The organism is Nonomuraea sp. NPDC049784 (assembly GCF_040659615.1).
Lineage (GTDB): Bacteria > Actinomycetota > Actinomycetes > Streptosporangiales > Streptosporangiaceae > Nonomuraea.
In genome coordinates this window covers 1-20,478 of record NZ_JBFAMX010000148.1, presented here as the reverse complement: position 1 = coordinate 20,478, position 20,478 = coordinate 1, and the positions used below count along the sequence as shown (strand labels likewise).

At 69.3% G+C, this 20,478-nt stretch carries 19 protein-coding genes; 16 read left to right on the top strand and 3 right to left on the bottom strand.

The features are described 5' to 3' along the window. The 7 genes from AB0J09_RS27565 to AB0J09_RS27535 all read left to right on the top strand — a co-directional run. Nucleotides 1-2,645 (top strand): amino acid adenylation domain-containing protein (locus AB0J09_RS27565; RefSeq protein WP_360696989.1); only part of this gene is annotated, 2,645 nt, incomplete at its 5' end. A gap of 32 nt (nucleotides 2,646-2,677) precedes the next feature. Then, a complete protein-coding gene (locus AB0J09_RS27560) occupies nucleotides 2,678-3,547 on the top strand; it encodes a MurR/RpiR family transcriptional regulator (protein ID WP_360696986.1) in 870 nt (289 codons plus the stop codon). Further along, complete coding sequence (locus tag AB0J09_RS27555) at nucleotides 3,544-4,305, top strand: SIS domain-containing protein (RefSeq protein WP_360696983.1); 762 nt, start codon at nucleotides 3,544-3,546, stop codon at nucleotides 4,303-4,305. The genes AB0J09_RS27560 and AB0J09_RS27555 overlap by 4 nt, the downstream gene beginning before the upstream one ends. Nucleotides 4,306-4,397: 92 nt before the next feature. After that, nucleotides 4,398-5,753 carry a cellulose binding domain-containing protein gene (locus AB0J09_RS27550; RefSeq protein ID WP_360696980.1) on the top strand — a complete coding sequence of 452 codons (1,356 nt, stop codon included), beginning with the start codon at nucleotides 4,398-4,400 and terminating at the stop codon, nucleotides 5,751-5,753. Nucleotides 5,754-5,764: 11 nt separating this feature from the next. Then, complete coding sequence (locus tag AB0J09_RS27545) at nucleotides 5,765-7,012, top strand: extracellular solute-binding protein (RefSeq protein WP_360696977.1); 1,248 nt, start codon at nucleotides 5,765-5,767, stop codon at nucleotides 7,010-7,012. After that, the gene (locus AB0J09_RS27540) at nucleotides 7,013-7,891 is read left to right on the top strand and encodes a sugar ABC transporter permease (RefSeq protein WP_360696974.1); all 879 of its coding nucleotides are present in this window, start codon (nucleotides 7,013-7,015) and stop codon (nucleotides 7,889-7,891) included. It begins immediately after the preceding gene. Beyond that, nucleotides 7,888-8,706 carry a carbohydrate ABC transporter permease gene (locus AB0J09_RS27535; protein ID WP_360696971.1) on the top strand — a complete coding sequence of 273 codons (819 nt, stop codon included), beginning with the start codon at nucleotides 7,888-7,890 and terminating at the stop codon, nucleotides 8,704-8,706. The genes AB0J09_RS27540 and AB0J09_RS27535 overlap by 4 nt, the downstream gene beginning before the upstream one ends. Here AB0J09_RS27535 and AB0J09_RS27530 read toward each other — a convergent pair. After that, nucleotides 8,696-9,652 (bottom strand): BadF/BadG/BcrA/BcrD ATPase family protein, encoded by a 957-nt coding sequence (locus tag AB0J09_RS27530; protein WP_360696969.1) that lies wholly within the window; start codon nucleotides 9,650-9,652, stop codon nucleotides 8,696-8,698. The genes AB0J09_RS27535 and AB0J09_RS27530 overlap by 11 nt on opposite strands. A 79-nt stretch (nucleotides 9,653-9,731) precedes the next feature. Between AB0J09_RS27530 and AB0J09_RS27525 the strand changes: the two genes are divergently transcribed. The 7 genes from AB0J09_RS27525 (at nucleotide 9,732) to AB0J09_RS27495 (ending at nucleotide 16,608) form a co-directional block, all read left to right on the top strand. Beyond that, entirely contained in the window at nucleotides 9,732-10,601 is an 870-nt protein-coding gene (locus AB0J09_RS27525) for a MurR/RpiR family transcriptional regulator (RefSeq protein ID WP_360696966.1), read from the top strand. Further along, nucleotides 10,602-11,336 carry an SIS domain-containing protein gene (locus AB0J09_RS27520; RefSeq protein ID WP_360696963.1) on the top strand — a complete coding sequence of 245 codons (735 nt, stop codon included), beginning with the start codon at nucleotides 10,602-10,604 and terminating at the stop codon, nucleotides 11,334-11,336. Nucleotides 11,337-11,354: 18 nt separating this feature from the next. Continuing rightward, the gene (gene ngcE, locus AB0J09_RS27515) at nucleotides 11,355-12,767 is read left to right on the top strand and encodes an N-acetylglucosamine/diacetylchitobiose ABC transporter substrate-binding protein (protein WP_360696960.1); all 1,413 of its coding nucleotides are present in this window, start codon (nucleotides 11,355-11,357) and stop codon (nucleotides 12,765-12,767) included. After that, complete coding sequence (locus AB0J09_RS27510; protein WP_360696957.1) at nucleotides 12,767-13,678, top strand: sugar ABC transporter permease; 912 nt, start codon at nucleotides 12,767-12,769, stop codon at nucleotides 13,676-13,678. Before ngcE ends, AB0J09_RS27510 begins: the two co-directional genes overlap by 1 nt. Further along, on the top strand, nucleotides 13,678-14,595 hold the full coding sequence (locus AB0J09_RS27505; protein ID WP_360696954.1) for a carbohydrate ABC transporter permease: 918 nt from the start codon (nucleotides 13,678-13,680) through the stop codon (nucleotides 14,593-14,595). Before AB0J09_RS27510 ends, AB0J09_RS27505 begins: the two co-directional genes overlap by 1 nt. Nucleotides 14,596-14,632: 37 nt before the next feature. After that, entirely contained in the window at nucleotides 14,633-15,478 is an 846-nt protein-coding gene (locus AB0J09_RS27500) for an aminoglycoside phosphotransferase family protein (protein ID WP_360696951.1), read from the top strand. Nucleotides 15,479-15,618: 140 nt separating this feature from the next. Beyond that, complete coding sequence (locus AB0J09_RS27495) at nucleotides 15,619-16,608, top strand: S66 peptidase family protein (protein WP_360696948.1); 990 nt, start codon at nucleotides 15,619-15,621, stop codon at nucleotides 16,606-16,608. 44 nt (nucleotides 16,609-16,652) lie between these two features. Here the strand turns inward: AB0J09_RS27495 and AB0J09_RS27490 are convergent, their stop codons facing one another. Next, nucleotides 16,653-17,141: a GNAT family N-acetyltransferase gene (locus AB0J09_RS27490; RefSeq protein WP_360696946.1), complete on the bottom strand. Its 489-nt coding sequence runs from the start codon at nucleotides 17,139-17,141 to the stop codon at nucleotides 16,653-16,655. 128 nt (nucleotides 17,142-17,269) lie between these two features. Here AB0J09_RS27490 and AB0J09_RS27485 point away from each other — a divergent pair, with 128 nt between their 5' ends. Next, on the top strand, nucleotides 17,270-17,821 hold the full coding sequence (locus AB0J09_RS27485; RefSeq protein WP_360696943.1) for a GNAT family protein: 552 nt from the start codon (nucleotides 17,270-17,272) through the stop codon (nucleotides 17,819-17,821). Here AB0J09_RS27485 and metE read toward each other — a convergent pair. Next, nucleotides 17,812-19,959, bottom strand: a complete 2,148-nt coding sequence (gene metE, locus AB0J09_RS27480; protein WP_360696940.1) for a 5-methyltetrahydropteroyltriglutamate--homocysteine S-methyltransferase — start codon at nucleotides 19,957-19,959, stop codon at nucleotides 17,812-17,814. The two genes, AB0J09_RS27485 and metE, sit on opposite strands and share 10 nt — an antisense overlap. An 86-nt stretch (nucleotides 19,960-20,045) precedes the next feature. On the opposite strand from metE, the gene AB0J09_RS27475 reads away from it, so the two are divergent. After that, a partial coding sequence (locus tag AB0J09_RS27475; RefSeq protein WP_360696992.1) for a LysR family transcriptional regulator occupies nucleotides 20,046-20,478 on the top strand: 433 nt, incomplete at its 3' end.

Below are 20,478 nucleotides of genomic sequence, written 5' to 3'. Positions count from 1 at the left end.
CCCTGCGCGAGCTGGTGCGGCGGCACGAGTCGCTGCGGACCGTCTTCCGCGCCCCGGACGGCGAGCCGGCGCAGGTGGTGCTGCCCGCAGGGGAGGTGCCGCTGCCGGTCGAGGACTGCGCCGACGCCGAGCGGGCGCTGAGCGAGGCCGCGGCCCAGCCCTTCGACCTGGAGCACGGCCCGCTGTTCCGGGCTCGGCTGCTGCGGCTCGCCCCGGAGCACCACGTCCTGTCGCTCGCCTTCCACCACATCGTCGTCGACGGCTGGTCGATCACCTTGCTGAGGACCGAGCTGGCCGCGCTGTACAACGGCGAGACGCTCCCCGAGCCGCAGGTCAGGTACCGCGACTACGCGCGTTGGCAGCGGGAGCAGATCGCCGATCTCGGCTTCTGGAAGGAGCGGCTGCGCGGCATCCCGCACAGCCTGGACCTGCCCACGGACCGGCCGCGCCCGCCGATGCAGACCTTCGAGGGGGCGGTGGCCACCCACGTGGTCCCCGCGGAGCTGGCGGAGGGACTGCGGAAGCTGAGCCAGGAGCGCGGCGCCACGCTCTACATGACCCTGCTGGCCGCGCTCCACACCCTGCTGTACCGCTACAGCGGCCAGGAGGACATCTGCGTCGGCTCGCCGGTGGCCGGGCGCACCCGCCCCGAGCTCGAAGGCATCGCCGGCTGCTTCATCAACACCCTGGTCATGCGGGCCACGATGGACGGCGGCCTGCCGTACACGGAACTCCTGGCGCAGGTGCGCGAATACGCCCTGGGCGCGTACGCCCATCAGGACGTGCCGTTCGAACGGCTGGTGGAGGAGCTCAACCCGCCCAGGGACCTGTCGCGCAATCCGCTCTTCCAGGTGCTGTTCAACCTGCTCAATCTGCCCAAGAGCGACCTGGACATGGCCGGGCTGGCCGTGGAGGAGCTGGCCGTGGAGGTCGGCACCGCCCAGGTGGACCTGGTGCTCTACGTCTACGAGCAGGGCGACGAGCTGCTGTGCAGGCTGGAGTACAACACCGCGCTCTATGACTCCGGCACCGCCCAGCGGCTGCTCCGGCACTACGAGACCCTGCTCTCCGCGATCGTCGCGGCACCCAAGACCGCACTGTCCGACCTGGCCCTGCTCACCGGCGAGGAGCTGGCCGAGCAGCTGGACAGCCAGGACGTCGAGGTGCCCGACCTGTGCATCCACGAGCTGGTGGAAGCACAGGTCGACCGGACGCCCGACGCCGTGGCCGTCACGTTCGAGGGCGTCTCGCTGACGTACCGGGAACTGGACGAGCAGGCCAACCGGGTCGCCCGGCGCCTGCGCGCGGCGGGGGCCGGGCCCGAGACGCTGGTGGGTGTCGCGATGGAGCGGTCGGCCACGATGCTGGTCACCCTGCTCGGCGTGCTGAAGGCGGGTGGCGCGTACGTGCCGCTCGACCCGATGTATCCGCAGGAGCGCCAGGACTACATCCTCGGCCACTCCGGCATCGGCGTTCTGGTCACCGAGCGCGAGCTGGCCGGGCGCTACACCGGCTACCAGGGGGAGCTCATCCTCGCCGACGACGGGTTCTCCGGGGAGAGCCCAGAACGGTCGCCTTCGCCGGCGACCCAGCAGAACCCCTGCTATGTCCTCTACACCTCCGGCTCCACCGGGCGGCCCAAGGGCGTACGCGTCCAGCACTCCTCGGTGGTCAACTTCCTCACCTCGATGAGCCGCGAGCCCGGCCTGACCGGCCAGGACACGCTCCTGGCCGTCACCACGTCCGCCTTCGACATCTCGGTGCTGGAGCTGTTCCTGCCGCTCACGGTGGGCGGCCGCGTGCTGATCGCGAGCCGCGAGGCTGCCTACGACCCGGTACGGCTGGCCGCCCTCCTGGACGGCGCGACGGTCATGCAGGCCACTCCGGCGACCTGGCGGCTGCTGCTGTCGGCGGGATGGGAGGGCAAACCGGGGCTGAAGGCGCTCTGCGGCGGCGAGGCGCTTCCCGCCGACCTGGCCACGGACCTGCGCGGCCGGGTCGCCGAGCTGTGGAACATGTACGGGCCGACCGAGACCACGATCTGGTCCACGCTCACCCGGGTCACCGACGGGCCGATCACGATCGGCCACCCGATCGCCAACACCCGGATCCACCTGCTCGATTCCGCGATGCAGCTGGTTCCCACCGGCGTGGTCGGCGAGCTCTACATCGGCGGGGCGGGCCTGGCCCGCGACTACCTCGGGCAGCCCGAGCTGACGGCGGAACGCTTCATCACCTGGCGGGACGGCGCCAGGCTGTACCGGACCGGTGACCTGGCCCGGCGCCGGGCCGACGGCTCGATCGAGTTCCTCGGCCCGGCGACCCGCACCGGCGGGCTCTGGGGCAGGAGCGGGCGGAGGACGCGCTCGGTCAGCGACCGGCACGACCCGGGATTGCCCGCCAGCCCGACGACCACCGCACTGACGTGCGATAACGAGGATGACTGGGCGGCCTCCCTGATGGCGGCGGTCAGGTTCGCGGTGGCGCGGCCCATGCCGAGCGTCACCGGATTGGCCCCGGCCGCGTGCCCCCGCCCGACCAGCGCCCCGTCCACCGTGAACAGCGCGGCCCGCGACGAGGTGCCGCCGGCGTCGACGCCGAGAACAAGCTGCCGCATGTCAAAAATTATTGCCCATATACCTTGACGGCGCCAGGGTCTGAGCATAATTTTCACCGCGTGGAACTACTCAACCGCATCCAGGCCGAGCAGCACGACATGCCCGAGGCGCTGCGCAAGGTGGCTGAGGTGATCCTGGCCGCCCCGGCCGAGGCCGCCCGGCTGACCATCGTCGACCTGGCCGAGCGGAGCGGGACGTCCACGGCGACCATCACGCGCTTCTGCCGCGCCCTCGGTTTCACCGGGTACGCCGAGCTGCGCGTGGCCGTCGCCACCGAGACCGGCCGCAAGGCCCAGCAGACCTGGCACACCGACATCGGCCAGGAGATCCTCCCCGACGACAACCTCGACAAGGTGCTCGGCGTCGTGTCCGGCAACGACATCCGCCTGATCCAGGAGACCGCCGACCAGCTGGACCTGGCCGTGGTCGAGAAGGTGGCCCAGGCGGTGGCCAGGGCCGGCCGGGTGCTGCTGTTCGGCGTGTCGAGCAGCGCGGCCGTGGCGAGCGAGATGGAGTACCGGCTGCAGCGCATGCGCGTACCGACCTGGAGCAGGTCTGACGCCCACAGCGCGCTGACGGACGCCGCGCTGCTCGGACAGGGCGACGTGGCGATCGGGATCTCGCACAGCGGCCGGACGCGCGAGGTCATCGAGGTGCTCGCGGAGGCGGGCAGCCACGGCGCGATCACCGTGGCCGTCACCTCGCAACCGCGCTCGCCGCTGGCCGAGGTGGCCGAACTGGTGCTGACCACGGCCAGTCGCGCGACGAGCTTCAGGTCGGAGGGGTTCGCCGCGATCCACTCGCAGCTGGTGGTGCTCGATGTGGTCTACGTCTCGGTGGCCCAACGTACGTACGAGCGCACCAAGCAGGCATTCGACGTGACTGTCCGGGCGGTAGCCGGACATCGCCTTCCAGAAGGAGATATATGACGATAGATCCGGCAACCTTCGCTCAGCACATCGCCGACCTCGTCCGGACCATCCCGGAGGACCCGGAGATCTCCCGAGCCGCCGGCCTCTTCACCAAGGCGCTGACCGGAGGCGGCGTCATCCAGGCGTTCGGCTCCGGCCACTCCGAGGCCGTCGCGATGGAGATCGCCGGCCGCGCGGGCGGCCTCGTGCCCACCAACAAGCTCGCGCTCAGGGACATCGTCCTGTACGGCGACGCCCCCCGCTCCGAGCTGGAGCGGTACGACCTCGAACGCGACCCGTCCATCGCCCGCACCATCCTCGACCTGGCGCCCGTCCACCCCGGCGACGTGTTCGTCATCATCTCCAACTCGGGCGTCAACGGCGTGGTCGTCGAGCTGGCCACGCTCGTCAAGCAGCGCGGTCACGACCTGATCGCGATCACCTCGCGCGCCCACAGCGGAGCCGTCGCGTCCCGCCACCCCTCGGGCCGCAAGCTCATCGACCTGGCCGACGTCGTCCTGGACAACCGCGCACCTTACGGCGACGCCGTGCTTCCTCTGCCCGAAGGAGGCGCCACCGCGCCCACCTCCATCGGAGCCGTCTCCACCATCACCTCGGCGCTGCTGGCCCAGCTCGTCGTGGCCCAGACCGTACGCAACCTGCTCGAAGCGGGCGAGGTGCCGCCGGTCTACCTCTCGGCCAACGTCCCCGAGGGCGACGCGCACAACCTCAAGCTGGAGGCGCTGTACGCCGGTCGCATCCGGCGCGGCGCCTGAGCACGACACCAGAGTCCTCCGCCACGAGCCGCCACGAGCTCTGTTCGGCATGCACGAAATTCGGGAGCCGCACACAGCAAGGAGAACCCCCCATGTACCGAAATATCGGAAAAGTAGTCCTCTCCTTAGCCATCCCCCTCGTCCTCGTCGTCGTGGCCCTGGTCGCCCCGGCCAGCGCCCAGCAGTCCGTACGCCTCCAGTACCGCACCAGCGCCCCTGGTGCCACCACTGCCCAGGCCGAGCCCTGGTTCCAGCTCTTCAACGACGGCACCACCACGATCCCGCTCGACCAGGTCAAGATCCGCTACTACCTGACCGGCACGGAGACGTACCGCTTCGCCTGCTCCTGGGCCGTGGTGGGCTGCTCGACGGTGACCGGGCAGTTCGTCCGCCAGTCGGGCGCCGACCAGTACCTCGAGGTCGGCTTCACCTCCGGCGGCCTGGCCCCCGGCGCGAACACAGGCGACATGCAGCTGCGCTTCTACCGCGCGGACTGGCAGACGTTCACGCAGAGCGACGACTACTCCTACGGGCCCGACACGGCCTACACGAACTGGGACAAGGTCACCGTCCACGTCAACGGCCAGCTGGCGTGGGGCCGGCCGAACGGCACCGAGCCCACCCCCACCGTCACGCCCACGGTCCCCCCGACGGGCTCGGCGGGCGTGCTGTTCGACGACTTCACGTACTCGGGATCGAGCGACCCGCTCCTCGCCCAGCGCGGCTGGACGGTGCGCTCCAACTCCGGAGGCCCCGGCGTGCCCGGCGCCACCTGGTCGCCGTTGGCGGTCTCGTTCCCCGGAGGCGTGCTGACGCTCGACTCCTCCACGAACGGCACCGCCGCCGGCACCGTGCAGACCGAGGTGTCCACCGCCAACCGCAAGTTCTTCGAGGGCACCTACGCCGCCCGCGTCCGCTTCAGCGACGCCCCGACCGGCGGCCCCGATGGCGAGCACGTGGTGCAGACGTTCTTCACCATCACCCCGCTCCGCTACAACCTGGACCCCGACTACGGCGAGCTCGACTTCGAGTATCTGCCGAACGGCGGCTGGGGCGAGCCGTCCGACATCCTCTACACCACCAGCTGGGAGACCTACCAGGCCGATCCTTGGCAGGCCGTGAACACCCACACCGAGGAGCGCGCGAGCTTCGCCGGCTGGCATGACCTGGTGATCCAGGTCTCCGGCGGTCGCATCAAGTACTACGTGGACGGCCGCCTGTTCGCCGACCACGGCGACATCTACTATCCCGAGACGCCCATGTGGATCATGTTCAACCAGTGGTTCATCGATCTCCAGGGCGCCACCGGGACGCGTACGTACCGGCAGCAGGTGGACTGGCTCTACTACAGCAAGAACGAGGTCGTCTCGCCCGCCGACGTCACCACCCGCGTCGCCTCCCTGCGCGCCGCCGGCACCTCCTTCAGGGACACCGTCCCCAACCCGTGACAAGGATCGCCATGAAGAACCGCATCCTGGCCTTGGCGGCCGTATTCGCGGTTGCCGCGTGCGGCGCTGCCGAGGAGCCCAAGGCGGCCGCGGGCCCCGCCAAACTGATCGTCTGGATCATGGACGGCAGCGTCACGCAGGACCTGCTGAAGAAGTTCGAGACCGAGTACGAAGCCGCGCACAAGGGCGTGGACCTCGACGTCCAGATCCAAGCGTGGGACGGCATCGGCGAGCGCGTCACCGCGGCCCTGGCCAGCAACGACGCCCCCGACGTGATCGAGGTGGGTAACACGCAGGTCGCGCAGTACTCGGCCAGCGGCGGCGTCACGGACCTGACCACCAAGGTCACCGAGCTCAAGGGCGAGGACTGGCTGCCGGGCCTGGCCCAGCCGGGCAAGATCGACGGCAAGCAGTACGGGATCCCGTGGTACGCCGCCAACCGCGTGGTCGTCTACAACAAGGACCTGTTCGCCAAGGCAGGCATCAAGGAGCCGCCGAAAACTCGGGACGAATGGCTAAATATCACCGCAAAGCTAAATAAAGACGGAAATCAGGGCATCTATCTGACCGGTCAGACCTGGTACGCCCTGGCCGGCTTCATCTGGGACGAGGGCGGCGACCTGGCCGTCCAGGATGGCGGCAAGTGGAAGGGCGCCCTCGACACCCCGCAGGCCGTGGCCGGCATGGACTTCTACAAGCGCCTCCAGGCCCTCGGCAAAGGCCCCAAGGACGCCGACGAGGCCAACCCGCCCCAGCACGAGGTGTTCGCCCAGGGCAAGGTCGCCCAGATCATCGCCGTACCCGGCGTCGCCGCCCGCGTCCTGGAGATGGACGACAAGCTGAAGGGCAAGATGGGCTTCTTCCCCATCCCGGGCAAGACGCCCGACAAGCCCGGCACCGTCTTCACCGGCGGCTCCGACCTGATCATCCCGGCCGCGTCCAAGAATCAGGAGGCGGCGTACGAGCTGGTCAGGTCCCTGGCCGGCGAGCAGTTCCAGACCGAGCTGGCCAAGGCGATGAGCTTCGTGCCGAACCGCACCTCGCTCGCCGGCGTGCTGTCCGGAGACGAGGGCACCGCGGCCATGGCGAAGAGCGCCGCCAACGGCCGCGCCACCCCGAACACCCCCAACTGGGCCGCCGTCGAGGCCACCTCCGTGATCAAGCAGTACATGACCGCCGTGCTCACCGGAGCCGATCCCGCGACGGAGGCGAAGAAGGTCTCGGAGTCCATCACCACGACCCTGAACAGCGGATCCTGAATGCGTGCCAGGAGCCTGTGGCCCTACCTGCTCATCGCGCCCACGGTGGCGGGCGGGGCCTTCCTCCTGCTCTACCCGCTGCTCAAGGCGGCGGTGATCTCCTTCCAGCACTTTCGCATGGGGGAGCTGATCAGGGGCGGCGCGGCCTTCGCAGGGCTGGACAACTACGCCGAGCTGCTGTCCGGCGCGGAGTTCTGGCGGGTGCTGTGGCGCACGCTGGGGTGGACCGCGATCAACGTGGTGCTGATCGTGGTCCTGTCCACGGGCGTGGCGCTGATGCTCGTCCGCCTGCGCCGCGGCCTGCGCCTGGCCCTGATGAGCGCCCTCGCCCTGGCCTGGGCCACCCCGATCATCGCGGCCACGACGGTCTTCCAGTGGTTGTTCCAGTCGGAGCTCGGCGTGGTGAACTGGCTGCTGGTCACGCTCGGGTTCGACTCCTTCCGGGGCTACACCTGGTTCGCCGACGGCACGGCCACGTTCGCCGTGCTCGTGGTCCTCGTCGTGTGGCAGTCGGTGCCGTTCGCGGCGCTCACCCTCTACGCCGGGCTGACCACCATCCCGGCGGAGCTGTACGAGTCCGCCCGGATCGACGGGGGCACCGGCTGGCAGGTGTTCTGGAAGGTCACGCTGCCGATTCTGCGGCAGCTGTTCGCCCTGGTCGCCTCGCTGGAGGTGATTTGGGTGGCCAAGTGCTTCCCGCAGATCTGGGTGCTCAGCGAGGGTGGCCCGGACGGCGCGACGACCACCCTCCCGGTGTACGCGTTCAAGATCGCCCGGGTGCTGCACCGATACGACCTGGGCTCGGCGGTCGCCATGCTCACGGTCGTCATCCTCGCGGTCGCCCTGGTCAGCAACCTGCGAAGGATGGTCCGCCAGTGAAGAGGCTGACGCTCAACGCGGCCGCGGTCGCCGTGCTCGTGGTGACGATCTTCCCGGTCTACTGGATGTTCCTGACCGCGTTCAAGCCGACCAGGGACATCCAGGCGGCCACGCCGTTGTTCTGGCCGGCGCACCCGACGCTGGAGCACTTCGTGGCGGCGGTGAACGCGCCGGGGTTCTGGACCTATTGGCGCAACAGCCTCGTCGTCACCGTGGCCGCGGTGCTGGTCGCGCTGGTGGTGTCGCTGCTGGCGGCGTTCGCGGTGGCCAGGATGCGCTGGCGGGGGAGAGGGGCGTTCGTGGTGGCGGTGTTCGCGGCGCAGATGGCGCCGTGGGAGGCGCTGCTGGTGCCGGTGTTCATCATCGCCAGGGACACCGGCCTGCTGGACTCGCTGGCCATGCTGAGCGGCGTCTACTTCATGATCACGTTGCCGTTCACGATCGTGACGCTGCGCGGGTTCCTGGCCGCGATCCCGCCGGAGCTGGAGGAGGCGGCGCAGGTGGACGGGTGCAGCCGGCTGGTCGCCTTCCGGCGGGTGGTGTTCCCGCTGCTGGCGCCCGGGCTGATGGCGACGTCGCTGTTCGGGTTCATCACGGCGTGGAACGAGTTCGCGTTCGTGAACGTGCTGATCATCAAGGACCAGGACAAGCGCACGTTGCCGGTGTGGTTGTCGTCGTTCCGCGACGTCTTCGGCACGGACTGGGGCGCCACGATGGCGGCCGCCAGCCTGTTCGCGCTGCCCGCGCTGCTGCTCTTCCTGTTTCTGCAGCGCCGCGTGGGCACCGGGATGACGGCGGGAGCCGTCAAGGGCTGACGGCGGTGAACGCCGCGTGCAGGGCCTTCGCGTCCGCCTCCGGGAGCAGGGGGCGGGCCGCCAGCCAGGCCGCCGCGCCCGCCGCGTCGCCCGCCGTCGAGACGTTCTTGTCCGCCAGCCGCTCCACCACGGCCCGCCGTACCGGACCGTCGCTGGTCAGCACGCTTCCGGCGAGCACCACGGGGCCGGACACGTGCACCCGCCCGAGCGTGGTGACCAGATGGCCGGCGGCCTCCTGTGTGATCTTGAGTGCTGTCTCGTCGCCTGCCGCGGCGGCCCGGCTGACCAGCGAGGACAGCGCGGCCAGGCGCATGTGGTCGGCCTGCGCCAGCCGTACGATGCGGTCGGCGGCGGCACGCGGCGCGGCGGGCCTGTCGTCGCCGAGGAAGTGCTCCACCACGAGCTCGGCCAGCTCGCCGCCACCGCTGGGAGGCGCGCCCCGGTCCAGGGCGCCGACCACGGCCTTGACGGCCCGGCGCCCGATCCAGAAGCCCGACCCCTCATCGCCCAGCAGCCAGCCCAGCCCGTCGGCGAGGGTGTCGACCTTGAAGCCTGCGATCCTGGCCGCCACTGCGCCCGTGCCCGACAGCAGCAGCGAGCCGTCGGGCTCCGCGGAGCCCGCGGCGTAGGCGATCGGCACGTCGCCCATGTAACGAGGCCCCTCGGCGATGCCGTGGTCGGCCCAGACCTTGGCCAGCTCGGGCACCATCTCGTGCACATGCCCGGCGATGCCGGCCAGCGAGCCGGCGACCCGCCCTCCGTCGTGCGTCCCGAGCGCCTCTCCAAGCGCGGCCGCGATCGCCGCCACCGCCTTGCCCAGCCCGTGAGCAGTCGGATTGCCCGCTCCGGCCCGGGCGTAGCCGACCCTGGTGCCGTCGAGCGCGTGAACGGCGACCCGCGTGGACGTGGCTCCTGCGTCGACACCGACCACTAGCGATTCAGTCACGGTCCGAGTCTGGGGGTTGACGTGGACCGGAAGCAAGAATAATTTTCGCCAGAAGACCGGGTATTCGGAAGGAATATTCGTGACTTCAGGAGCGCTCGGGCGCGTCGAAACAGAACTACCCGGTTTGCCGGAGGCGTTGCGCAGGGTCGGCGAAGTGATTCTCGGCGATCCGGCCGAGGCCGCGCGCTCGACCATCATCGCGCTGGCCGAGCGGGCGGGCAGCTCGCCCGCGACCGTGACCAGGTTCTGCCGGGCGTTCGGCTTCTCCGGGTACGCCGAGCTTCGCGTCGCCCTCGCCACGGAGACCGGCAGGGCCGCGCAGGCGGGCTGGGGTGCGGGCGTCGGCCACGAGATCGGCCCGGACGACCCGCTCGACTCGGCCATCGAGGTCATGGCCGCCGCCGACGTCAGGCTCATCCAGGACACCGCCGCGCAGCTTGACCTCGACGTCGTCGCCAAGGTGGCCGACGCGATCGTGGCCGCGCCGCGTGTCCTCCTCGTCGGCGTCTCCACCAGCGGTAACGTCGCCACCATGCTGGAAGGCCGGCTGCGCCGCATCGGCATCCCCGGCTGGAGCGCCGGGGACGCGCACGTGGCCCTGTCGGAGGCGGCGCTGCTCAAGGAAGGCGACGTGGCCATCGGCATCAGCCACAGGGGCCGCACCCGCGAGGTCATGGAGGCGCTGGCGGAGGCGGGCAGCCATGGCGCGCTGACGGTCGCGGTCACCTCCTTCGCCCGCTCACCGCTGGCGGAGCTGGCCGACCTGGTGCTGACCACCGCCAGCAGGGAGACAACGTTCAGGCTCGGCGGGCTGGCCGCCGTCCATTCGCAGCTGTTCGTGCTGGACGCCGTGTACGTGGCGGTGGCCCAACAGACCTACGAACGCACCAACGAGGCGTTCGAGCGCACGATCAGCGCGGTGGAGAGCCATCGGGTGGAGAGAGGCTGAATGACGTACGCATCCAAGGTCCTCGAGCTGGCACACCAGGTCGCGCAGAGCCAGGCCGAGCCGGTGAAGCAGGCCGCGGCGCTGGTGGTGGCCTCGATCCGGGCGGGCGGCGTGGTCAACGCGTTCGGGTCGGGACATTCCGAGGCCATCGCGATGGAGATCGCCGGCCGGGCCGGCGGCCTCGTCCCCAGCAACCGCCTCACGCCCAGGGACCTCGTCCTGTACGGGGGCCGCCCGGCGAGCGTGCTGACCCCCGAGCTGGAGCGCGACCCGGCCATTGCGCACGAGATCTACGGCCTGGCGCCGGTGGGGCCGCAGGACGTGTTCGTGGTGATCTCCAGCTCCGGGGTGAACGGCGCGGTCGTCGAGCTGGCCACGCTCGTCAAGGAGCGCGGACACCCGCTGATCGCACTGACCTCGGTCAAGCACAGCACCCAGATGACCTCGCGCCACCCGTCGGGCCGCAAGCTGCTCGACCTGGCCGACGTCGTGCTGGACAACGGCGCGCCGTACGGCGACGCCCTCCTCGAGCTGCCCGGCGGCGGCACCTACGGCGCGGTGTCCACTGTCACCTCGGCGTTGCTCGCGCAGATGGTGGTCACCGAAGCGGTGGACGAGCTCGTGGCCATGGGGGAGACGCCTCCCATCTACCTGTCCGCCAACGTGACCGGCGGCGACGAGCACAACAGGGCCCTGGAGAGCCGCTACGCAGGACGTATCCGACGCGGATCATAAACAGTCAGGAGCAGTCACATGCCTAACACCCCCCATATCAGCCGCCGTGAGCTCCTTCGCGGTGCCGCACTCGTACCCGTGGCGGGGGCGCTCGCCGCGTGCGCCACGCCCGCCGCCAAGCCCTCCGCCTCGTCCTCGGCGGCGCCGGTCGCGACCAGCGCCGCCAACCCGTTCGGCGTGGCGGACAACAAGCCGCTGGAGGTGTGGATCTTCGACGGCGGCTTCGGCCAGGACTACGCCAAGACCATTCACCAGCCGCTGTTCAAGTCCAAGCACCCCGGCGTCGAGATCAAGCACAACGCGACCAAGGAGATCACCAAGGTCCTCCAGCCGCGCTTCGCCGGGGGCAACCCGCCGGACGTCATCGACAACTCCGGCGCCAACGCCATGGACTTCGGCGCGCTCGCCCAGGACAGCCAGCTCCAGGACCTCACCCCGCTGCTCGACGCGCCGAGCTGGGACGACCCGAACACCAAGGTCCGCGACACCATCGACCAGGCCGTCATCGACCTCGGCACGTACGACGGCACCTTCAGCGTGCTCGGCTACGTGAACTACATCTTCGGGATCTGGTATTCGCAGAAGGCCTTCCGTGACAACGGCTGGGAGCCCCCGAAGACGTGGGACGAGTTCCTCAAGCTCTGCGAGACCATCAAGAAGTCCGGCAAGATGGCGCCCTTCACCTACGCCGGGAAGTTCCCGCAATATCTGTACGAGCCGCTGCTCACCATGGCCGCCAAGATCGGCGGCGCCGAGGTCCTCGTCAACATCGACAACCTCGAGGACGGCGCCTGGAAGACCGACGCCATGAAGACCTCGGCCACGGCCTGGGCCGAGATCGGCGCCAAGTACCTCATGGAGGGCACCGCCGGCCTCGACCACGTGCAGACCCAGACGGCCCAGAACAAGTACAAGGTCGCCATGCTCCCCTCCGGCTCCTGGCTGGAGAACGAGCAGAAGACGACCACCCCGGCCGACTTCGAGTACGGCATGTTCCCGATCCCCGACTTCGGCGGCTCCGACAAGATGCCGTACGGCACGCTGCACAGCCAGCCGAGCGAGAACTTCATCGTCCCCTCCAAGTCCGCCAACCCCCAGGGCGGCATGGAGTACCTGCGCGCCATGCTGTCGAAGAAGGCGGCGGGCGACTTCAGCGAGATGGTGAAGACGGTCTCGGTGGTCAAGGGCGCGGGCGAGGGACGGCAGCTGTCGCCCGGCGCCGAGAGCGCAACCAAGGCGTTCTCCGCCGCGGGCGCGAACGTCGTCTACTACCGCTGGCAGACCTGGTACGCCCAGCTCAAGGACGAGGCCATCGCCGCCACCGGTGAGCTGATGACCGGCGGCCTCAAGCCGGACGCCTACCTGGAGCGCCTGCAGAAGAAGGCCGACGAGCTCAAGAACGACTCCTCGATCAAGAAGTACAAGCGCTGATGATTTTCAACAGGTATCGCCGCGGGCTGTTCATCACCTCGTTCCTGGCAGCCCCGGTGATTCTCTACCTGGTTTACGTGATCTCGCCGTACATCCAGGCCTTCTACATCGCGATGACCGACTGGCGCGGCGTGACGGCCACGCCCGCGTTCATCGGCCTGGACAACTTCAAGCGGCTCTTCAGCGACGGGACGTTCTGGAAGGCCGTCACGCACAACGGCGCGCTGCTCGTGCTGCTGCCGCTGATCACGATCGTCATCGCCCTGTTCTTCGCCTTTCTCCTGAACGTGGGCGGCGCGCAGGGCGTGACGGGGATCCGCGGGTCCAAGTTCTACCGCGTGGTGTTCTTCTTCCCGCAGGTCCTCGCTGTTGCCGTGGTGGCGGTGCTGTTCCAGCAGGTGTTCCGGCCGGACGGCAGCGGCATGCTGAACGGCCCGCTGATGGCGCTCGGGGTCAAGCCGATCGGATTCCTGTCCAATCCGGACGTGGCGTTCTGGTCGGTGCTGGGCGTCATGGTCTGGCAGGCGGTCGGCTTCTACGTCGTGCTCTTCTCCGCCGGCCTGGCCTCCATCCCCAGGGACATGTTCGAGGCCGCGCAGATCGACGGGGCCAGCCGGGTGAGCCTGTTCTTCCGCATCACGCTGCCGCTGCTCTGGGACACCGTCCAGGTGGCCTGGGTCTATCTGGGGATCCTGGCGCTGGACGTGTTCGCGATCGTCTGGGTGATGACCGACCAGCACGGCGGCCCCGACTGGTCGACCACGGTCATGGCCGCCGAGATCTACCGCAACGCGTTCCAGTACTTCCGCTTCGGCTACGCCTCGGCGCTGGGCGTCGTGATGTTCTTCTTCACCGTCGGCTTCGCGATCCTTTCGCTGCGCCTCTCGCGGCGCGAACGAATCGAGTACTGATGACAACGATGATCTCGTGGACGGCGGCGACCTCGCGGAAGCTCGCCCGCCAGGAGCGCAAACGCCGGCTCGGCCCGCTGGGCGTGCTGACGCACGTCGCGCTGCTGATCTGGACGCTGCTGGTGATGGTGCCGATCCTGTGGACGTTCCTGGCCTCGGTCAAGAGCGAAGATGAGATCTTCGGCGACGCCTGGTCACTGCCCTCCGCGCTGCACTGGGACAACTTCGCCAGGGCGTGGGAGCAGGCGCACATCGGGCAGTACATGCTCAACAGCGTCATCGTCGTGTCGTTCAGCACGTTCGGGACGATGCTGATCGGGTCGATGGCCGCGTACGTACTGGCCCGCTACCCCTTCCGCGGCAACCGTGCGGTCTACCTGCTCTTCGTCTCGGGTCTGGCCTTTCCCGTCTACCTGGCTCTGACCCCGCTCTTCTTCGTCGTCCAGAACATGGGCAACGTGCCGCTGATCGGCCCGTTCATCGGCCTGAACACGCACGCGGGCCTGGTCCTGGTGTACATCGCGTACTCGATGCCGTTCACGGTCTTCTTCCTGTCGGCGTTCTTCCGCACGCTTCCGACCGCCGTGGGAGAGGCCGCGATGGTGGACGGCGCGTCGCACACCAGGGTCTTCTTCCAGATCATGCTCCCGATGGCGCGGCCGGGCATCATCAGCATCACGATCTTCAACATCCTGGGTCAGTGGAACCAGTACCAGCTGCCTCTGGTGCTGCTGCAGGAGCGGGACAAGTGGGTCCTCACCCAGGGCATCGCCGACATCTCCACCGCCGCCGGATACGACCAGGACTGGTCCGCCCTGTTCGCCGCCCTGACCCTGGCCATCCTCCCGATGCTGGTGGTCTACACGATCTTCCAGCGCCAGATCCAGAGCGGCCTGACCTCGGGAGCCCTCAAATAACTCGCGCGCCCGGCGCGGGGGGCTTACCCTGCGGTGTGTGACCGGCGACATCCGCACGTTGCTGTCCCGCCATCTCCCCGACTACCAGGTGCGCTCCATCCGCCAGCTCGGCCAGGGCCTCGACAACTTGGTGTACGAGGTCAACGACGAGCTGCTGGTACGGCGCAACAAGGCGACGACTCCGGAGGAGAACCGGCAGGAGGCCGCCCGCCTGGCGGCCCTCAGGGGGCTTTCCCCGCTGCCGGTCCCCGAGGTGCTCTTCGCCGACGACGAGTCGGGCGTGATCGCGTACCACAAGCTCCCGGGCGAGCCCCTCAACCGGCACCCGGTGGACGACCCTCGGCGCCTGGCAGAGCCCCTGGGCGAGTTCCTCACCGCCCTCCACGCCGCCTCACCCGACACGATGCGCGACCTGGCGCCTCTCGACGTCTACCCGGCGCCGACGCTCCTGCAGGACGCCGAGCTCGACTACCGCGACGTGGAGCGCCACGTCCCGGAGCAGCAGCGCCCCCTGGTGGAGCGCTTCCTCCGAGAGCCGCCGCCGGGCGAGCCCCGCTCGTTACGCTTCTGCCACAACGACCTGGGCGCCGAGCATGTGCTGGTGGACGCCTCGGCCGGCACGATCACCGGCATCATCGACTGGACCGACGCCGCCATCACCGACCCGGCCCACGACTTCGCCCTCATCTACCGCGACCTGGGTCCGGAGGTCTTCGAGTCGACGGTGACCCACTACGAGTTCGACCTTGACGAGACGGACCGCGCCAGGGTGCTCTTCTACGCGAGGTGCGCCCTCATCGAGGACCTGGCGTACGGCCTGAGCACGGGTTCCCGCCACTACGCCGACGCCGCCCTGAACCACCTGGCCTGGACGTTCGGGTAGGTTGCGCGGGCTCACCCCACCCGTTGCCCAGTGGCTGGTCGGCCTGCTGGAGCCCGCCCCGGGCGGGTCTCGCTCCGCTCAGGCGGTCTTACCCGCGGCGCAGGCATCGCCGTCGACACCGGTCGGTTACGCTCCCGACAATGGACGTAATCTTCCCCCCCAAGCTGAACAGAGGCGACGTCGTACGAGTGGTGGCGCCGTCCAGGTCCCGAGCCATGGTGACGGAGCACGACCACACCGACATCATCGATGCCCGGTTCGCCGAGCTCGGTCTTACGCTTTCCTACGGCCGCCATGTCGATGAACGGGACGCCTTCGACTCCTCCAGCATCGCCTCCCGGGTGGCCGATCTGCACGAGGCCTTCGCGGACCCCTCTGTAGCAGCGATCATGACGGTCATCGGCGGCTACAACTGCAACGAACTTCTCCCATACCTGGACTGGGATCTGATCCGCGCCAACCCGAAGATCTTGTGCGGATACTCCGACATCACGGCCCTGCAGAACGCCATCCTCGCGCGGACGGGGCTGGTCACCTACTCAGGGCCGCACTGGTCGACGTTCGGGATGCGCGATCACTTCGAGCAGATCCTGCGATGGTTCACCGACGTCATGTTCGGCTCAGATCCGATCGCCTTGGCTCCGGCGGCCCATTGGAGCGACGATCTCTGGTTCCTCGACCAGGACAAGCGCGACCTGGTCCCCAACGAGGGATGGTGGCCGCTCCGGCCCGGTTCCGCCGAGGGACGAGTCGTCGGCGGAAACCTCTGCACCCTGAACCTGCTGCAAGGCACCCCTTACATGCCGCCTCTCGACGGCGCGATGCTGATCGTCGAGGACGACTTCGAATCACATCCGGCGACTTTCGCCCGGAACCTGACATCACTGCTGCAGCTTCCTGACGCCGCCGGTGTCCGCGGATTGGCGATCGGGCGCTTCCAGCCGGCAAGCCATATGACCCGCTCGCTGCTGGAACACATCATCGCCGCCCAGCCGTCACTGGCGGGAATTCCGGTGCTGGCCAACATCGACGTCGGTCACACCTATCCCTTGGCCACTTTTCCGATCGGCGGGCAAGCCGAGCTCGCCGTTGCGGAGGGCGAGGTGAGCCTGACGCTGCTGCGGCACTGACCACCTCGGTCGGGCGGCTTGGACTGACAGGTCAAAGATCAAGATCAGCGATTGCCGACCCGGCTTGGTGTCAACTCGGCGATGACCTCGTCACCATCGACTGCTCCCGTCAGCACGAAACCCAGCGATTCGTAGAGCCGTCCCGCAACGACATTGTCCGGCTGATATGCCAGCCGGATCGTCCAGCAGCCCTCCTGCGCCGCCAACCAGGCCGTTATGGTCCGGAGGAGCGCGCGGCCGACGCCCTTGCCCTGCTCGGCGCCGTCGATCAGCATCCCCCCGATCCAGTGCGAGCCGTCCTCGTCCAGACCCCACATGACGTGTCCGACGACCGCGTCGTCGGCGTAGACCGCCAGGGAATTCCAGCTGTCTTCACGCATCGACAGCAACAGATAGCGGGCTGCCATGGCGGGGACATAACGTCGCTGGTCGTCGAGAGGAACGATGTCAGCGACTGCGCGCCAGTTCTCCGCCCCCACCTCCCGCAGAGTGACACGCCGTCCGGTTCGGTCGAAAATGCCGTGGTCGATCACCGGATGAGACTACTGCTTTCAGATCAGCGACCCGGTGAACGATTCCGGTCACAGCGCTGGAGGCGGTAAACCGCACGGGCGGGAAAACGGTTCGCGAAGGGCTGGGGCGGCGTGGTTTGCTGCCGGACATGACGTCGGCATGGGTAGGTCAACGCGTCCGGCTGCGCGCCATGGAGCCCGAGGACTGGGAGGCGTTCCACTCCTTCGACGAATACTCCGAGGCCGTCAGGAGCGGCCACCAGCTCCACCCGCCCCAGTCGGCGGCGCGGGCCAGGAAGTGGGCCGCCGAGCGGGCCGAGCAGACTCAGGGCCTGGACGACGTGAGCCTGGTGATCGCCACCCGGGACGGGAACGCCCCGGTCGGCATGGTGAACACGCACAGCGTCGACCGCGTGCACGGCACCTTCGCGTACGGGATCGGGATCGGGACGCCGCACCACCGCAAGGGCTACGCAGGCGACGCCATCGTCCTGCTGCTGAGGTACATGTTCTTCGAGCGCCGCTTCCAGAAGGCCGAGGCCTGGGTCTACAGCTCAAATGAGCCGTCGCTGGCGCTGCACCGGCGGCTGGGGTTCGTGGAGGAGGGCCGCCGGCGCAGGAGTCACTACGCCAACGGCCGTTACGACGACGAGTTCCTCTTCGGGATGACGGTCGAGGAGTTCACCGAACGCTACGCGTGAAGCTCCGCGCGCAGCCGCCGCGTGGCGGTGACCACGTTCGCCAGCGCGGCCTCCACCTCCTCGTACGTCCGGGTCTTCAGCCCGCAGTCCGGATTGACCCAGACCCGCTCCGCCGGCAGCACCTCCAGCGTGCGCCGCAACAGCTCCGAGACCTCTTCCGCGCCGGGCACCCGAGGCGAGTGGATGTCGTACACCCCGGGCCCGAGCCCGCGGCCGAAGGACCCGACGGAGCCCAGGATCCGGGCACCTGACCGCGCGGACTCGATGGTGGTCACGTCGGCGTCGAGGCCGTCGATGGCGGCCAGGATCTGGTCGGCGTCCGAATAGCAGAGGTGGGTGTGGATCTGCGTGCGATCGCTCGCCCCTGACGTGGCCCGCCGGTAGGCGGCCACCGCCCACTCCAGGTAGTCGGCCTGCGCGGCCCGGCGGAGCGGGAGCAGTTCGCGCAGGGCGGGCTCGTCCACCTGGATGATCGACACCCCGGCCGCCTCAAGATCGCGGACCTCCTCCCTGACGGCGTCCGCCACCTGGAACACGACGTCGCGCAGCGGCAGGTCGTCGCGGACGAAGGACCAGGCCACGATGGTGACGGGTCCGGTGAGCATGCCCTTGACGGGCTTGTCCGTGAGCGACTGCGCGTACGTGGCCCACCGCACCGTGATCGGCGAGGGACGGCCGACGTCCCCGTGCAGGATCGGCGGCCGGGTGCAGCGGGAGCCGTACGACTGGACCCAGCCGTTCCTGGTGACGGCGAACCCGTCGAGGTGCTCGGCGAAGTACTGCACCATGTCGTTGCGCTCCGGCTCCCCGTGTACGAGGACGTCGAGCCCGAGGCGCTCCTGGACCCGGATGACCCGCTCGATCTCGGCCTCCACCTGCCGTTCGTAGTCGGTCTGAGAAAGCGTGCCCGAGGCGACCGCGGCCCGGGCGGCGCGCAGCGAGCCGGTCTGCGGGAACGAGCCGATCGTGGTGATCGGGAGCGGGGGCAGCCGCAGGTGTTCGGCCTGCGCCGCCGCACGCACGGCGTACGGGCCGCGCTCCTCCGGCACCACCGGCCCGGAAAGGGGAACGGAGGGCTCTGCGGGAGGAGTGTCCCGCAGCGGGGAACCCGCGAGCGCCACCACCTCCGCCACCTTCTGCTCCGCGAACGCCAGCCGCTCCTTCAGCGCGGGGTCGAGCTCCGGCTCGGCCTCCACGGAGTAGGGCACGTGCAGCAGCGAGCACGACGTGCTCACCACCACCTCCGAGGCCCGCACGGCACCCAGAGCGGCCAGCGCCCGCTCGGGCGAGACGCGCCACACGTCGCGCCCGGACACCACGCCCGCGACCACGGTCTTGCCGGACAGGTCGAGCGCCGGCACGCCACCCCGGACCAGGTCGATCCCGATGGCCTCCACGGGAGTGCCGGCCAAGACCGGGAGTGCCTCGCCGAGGTCGCCGAAGTAGGAGGCCACGAAGAGCCCGGGCCGGGTGGTGAGAGAGCCGAGCCGGGAGTACGCGGCATGTACGGTGGCCAGCTCGTCCGCGGTCCGGTCGCCCACCAGAGCGGGCTCGTCGAGCTGCACCCACGAGACCCCCTCGGCGGCCAGCGCGGACAGCAGCTCCTCGTAGCAGCCGAGCACGTCGTCCAGCCGGTCCAGTGCCGCCCCCAGCAGCAGGAACGTGACCGGTCCCACCACCACGGGTCGCGTCTCGAACCCCAGCGCCCGGGCCTCCCGCACCTCGGACAGCGGCTTGCTCGCGTCCAGCTTGAACACCGTCCCGGGCCCGATCTCGGGGACGATGTAGTGATAGTTCGTGTCGAACCACTTCGTCATCCGCAGCGGCGCGAGCCCCTCGGTGCCCCTGGCCATCGCGAAGTAGGGGTCGCCGGCCTCGCGATACCGCTCCGGCACCGCGCCCAGCAGCACCGCCGTGTCCAGGACCTGGTCATACAGCGAGAACGTGTTGGACGGCAGCCCCTCGAGCCCCAGCTCGGCCAGCCTGCGCCAGGTGCGCTCCCTGATCTCCGCTCCCACCTGCTCGAGCTCGGCCCGGGTCGAACGCCCGCCCCAGTAGGACTCCAGCGCCCGCTTCAACTCCCTTCGCGGCCCGATCCTCGGATATCCGAGCACGGTGGACTTGGGGAATGGGGACATCTCTCGGCTCCCTTGACGTCGTTCGAGTGATCGCAGGCATCCTGCCGAGCACTCGGGAGCTCATGCATCATGTATTGGTGCTGCTTATGCTCAAGGAGATCCACTGCTTCGCCAGGGTCGCGGAACGGCTCAGCTTCTCCCGGGCCGCCGCCGACCTGGGGATGTCCCAGCCCGCGATGAGCCAGGCCATCACCCGGCTCGAGCGCGCGGCCGGGGTCAGGCTCTTTGAGCGGACCGCCCGCGATGTGCGGCTCACGGCGGAGGGCAAGGCGCTGCTGCCGTACGCGGAGCAGGTGATCGAGTCGGTCCAGGCGTTCGCGGCGGAGTCGGCCCGGCTGGCGCGGCCGACCATTCATCTCGCTTATCCACCACTCGTCGGCGCGCTGGCGGCGCGGATCGTCAGGCGGCTGGCGGGCCGCACTCCCGCGATCGGCGTGGAGCTGCGCGCGGCGGGCCGAGGGCCGGCGGCGCAGGCGCTGGCGGGCGGCGAGGTCTCGGCCGCGATCCTGGCCACTCCGG

Bases quoted from the DNA above. Each gene is read 5' to 3' on its own strand.
- ngcE (WP_360696960.1), top strand. From the start codon at position 11,355: ATGCCTAACACCCCCCATATCAGCCGCCGTGAGCTCCTTCGCGGTGCC.
- AB0J09_RS27485 (WP_360696943.1), top strand. From the start codon at position 17,270: ATGACGTCGGCATGGGTAGGTCAACGCGTCCGGCTGCGCGCCATGGAG.
- AB0J09_RS27540 (WP_360696974.1), top strand. From the start codon at position 7,013: ATGCGTGCCAGGAGCCTGTGGCCCTACCTGCTCATCGCGCCCACGGTG.
- AB0J09_RS27550 (WP_360696980.1), top strand. From the start codon at position 4,398: ATGTACCGAAATATCGGAAAAGTAGTCCTCTCCTTAGCCATCCCCCTC.
- AB0J09_RS27555 (WP_360696983.1), top strand. From the start codon at position 3,544: ATGACGATAGATCCGGCAACCTTCGCTCAGCACATCGCCGACCTCGTC.
- AB0J09_RS27520 (WP_360696963.1), top strand. From the start codon at position 10,602: ATGACGTACGCATCCAAGGTCCTCGAGCTGGCACACCAGGTCGCGCAG.
- AB0J09_RS27545 (WP_360696977.1), top strand. From the start codon at position 5,765: ATGAAGAACCGCATCCTGGCCTTGGCGGCCGTATTCGCGGTTGCCGCG.
- AB0J09_RS27505 (WP_360696954.1), top strand. From the start codon at position 13,678: ATGACAACGATGATCTCGTGGACGGCGGCGACCTCGCGGAAGCTCGCC.
- AB0J09_RS27510 (WP_360696957.1), top strand. From the start codon at position 12,767: ATGATTTTCAACAGGTATCGCCGCGGGCTGTTCATCACCTCGTTCCTG.
- AB0J09_RS27495 (WP_360696948.1), top strand. From the start codon at position 15,619: ATGGACGTAATCTTCCCCCCCAAGCTGAACAGAGGCGACGTCGTACGA.
- metE (WP_360696940.1), bottom strand. From the start codon at position 19,959: ATGTCCCCATTCCCCAAGTCCACCGTGCTCGGATATCCGAGGATCGGG.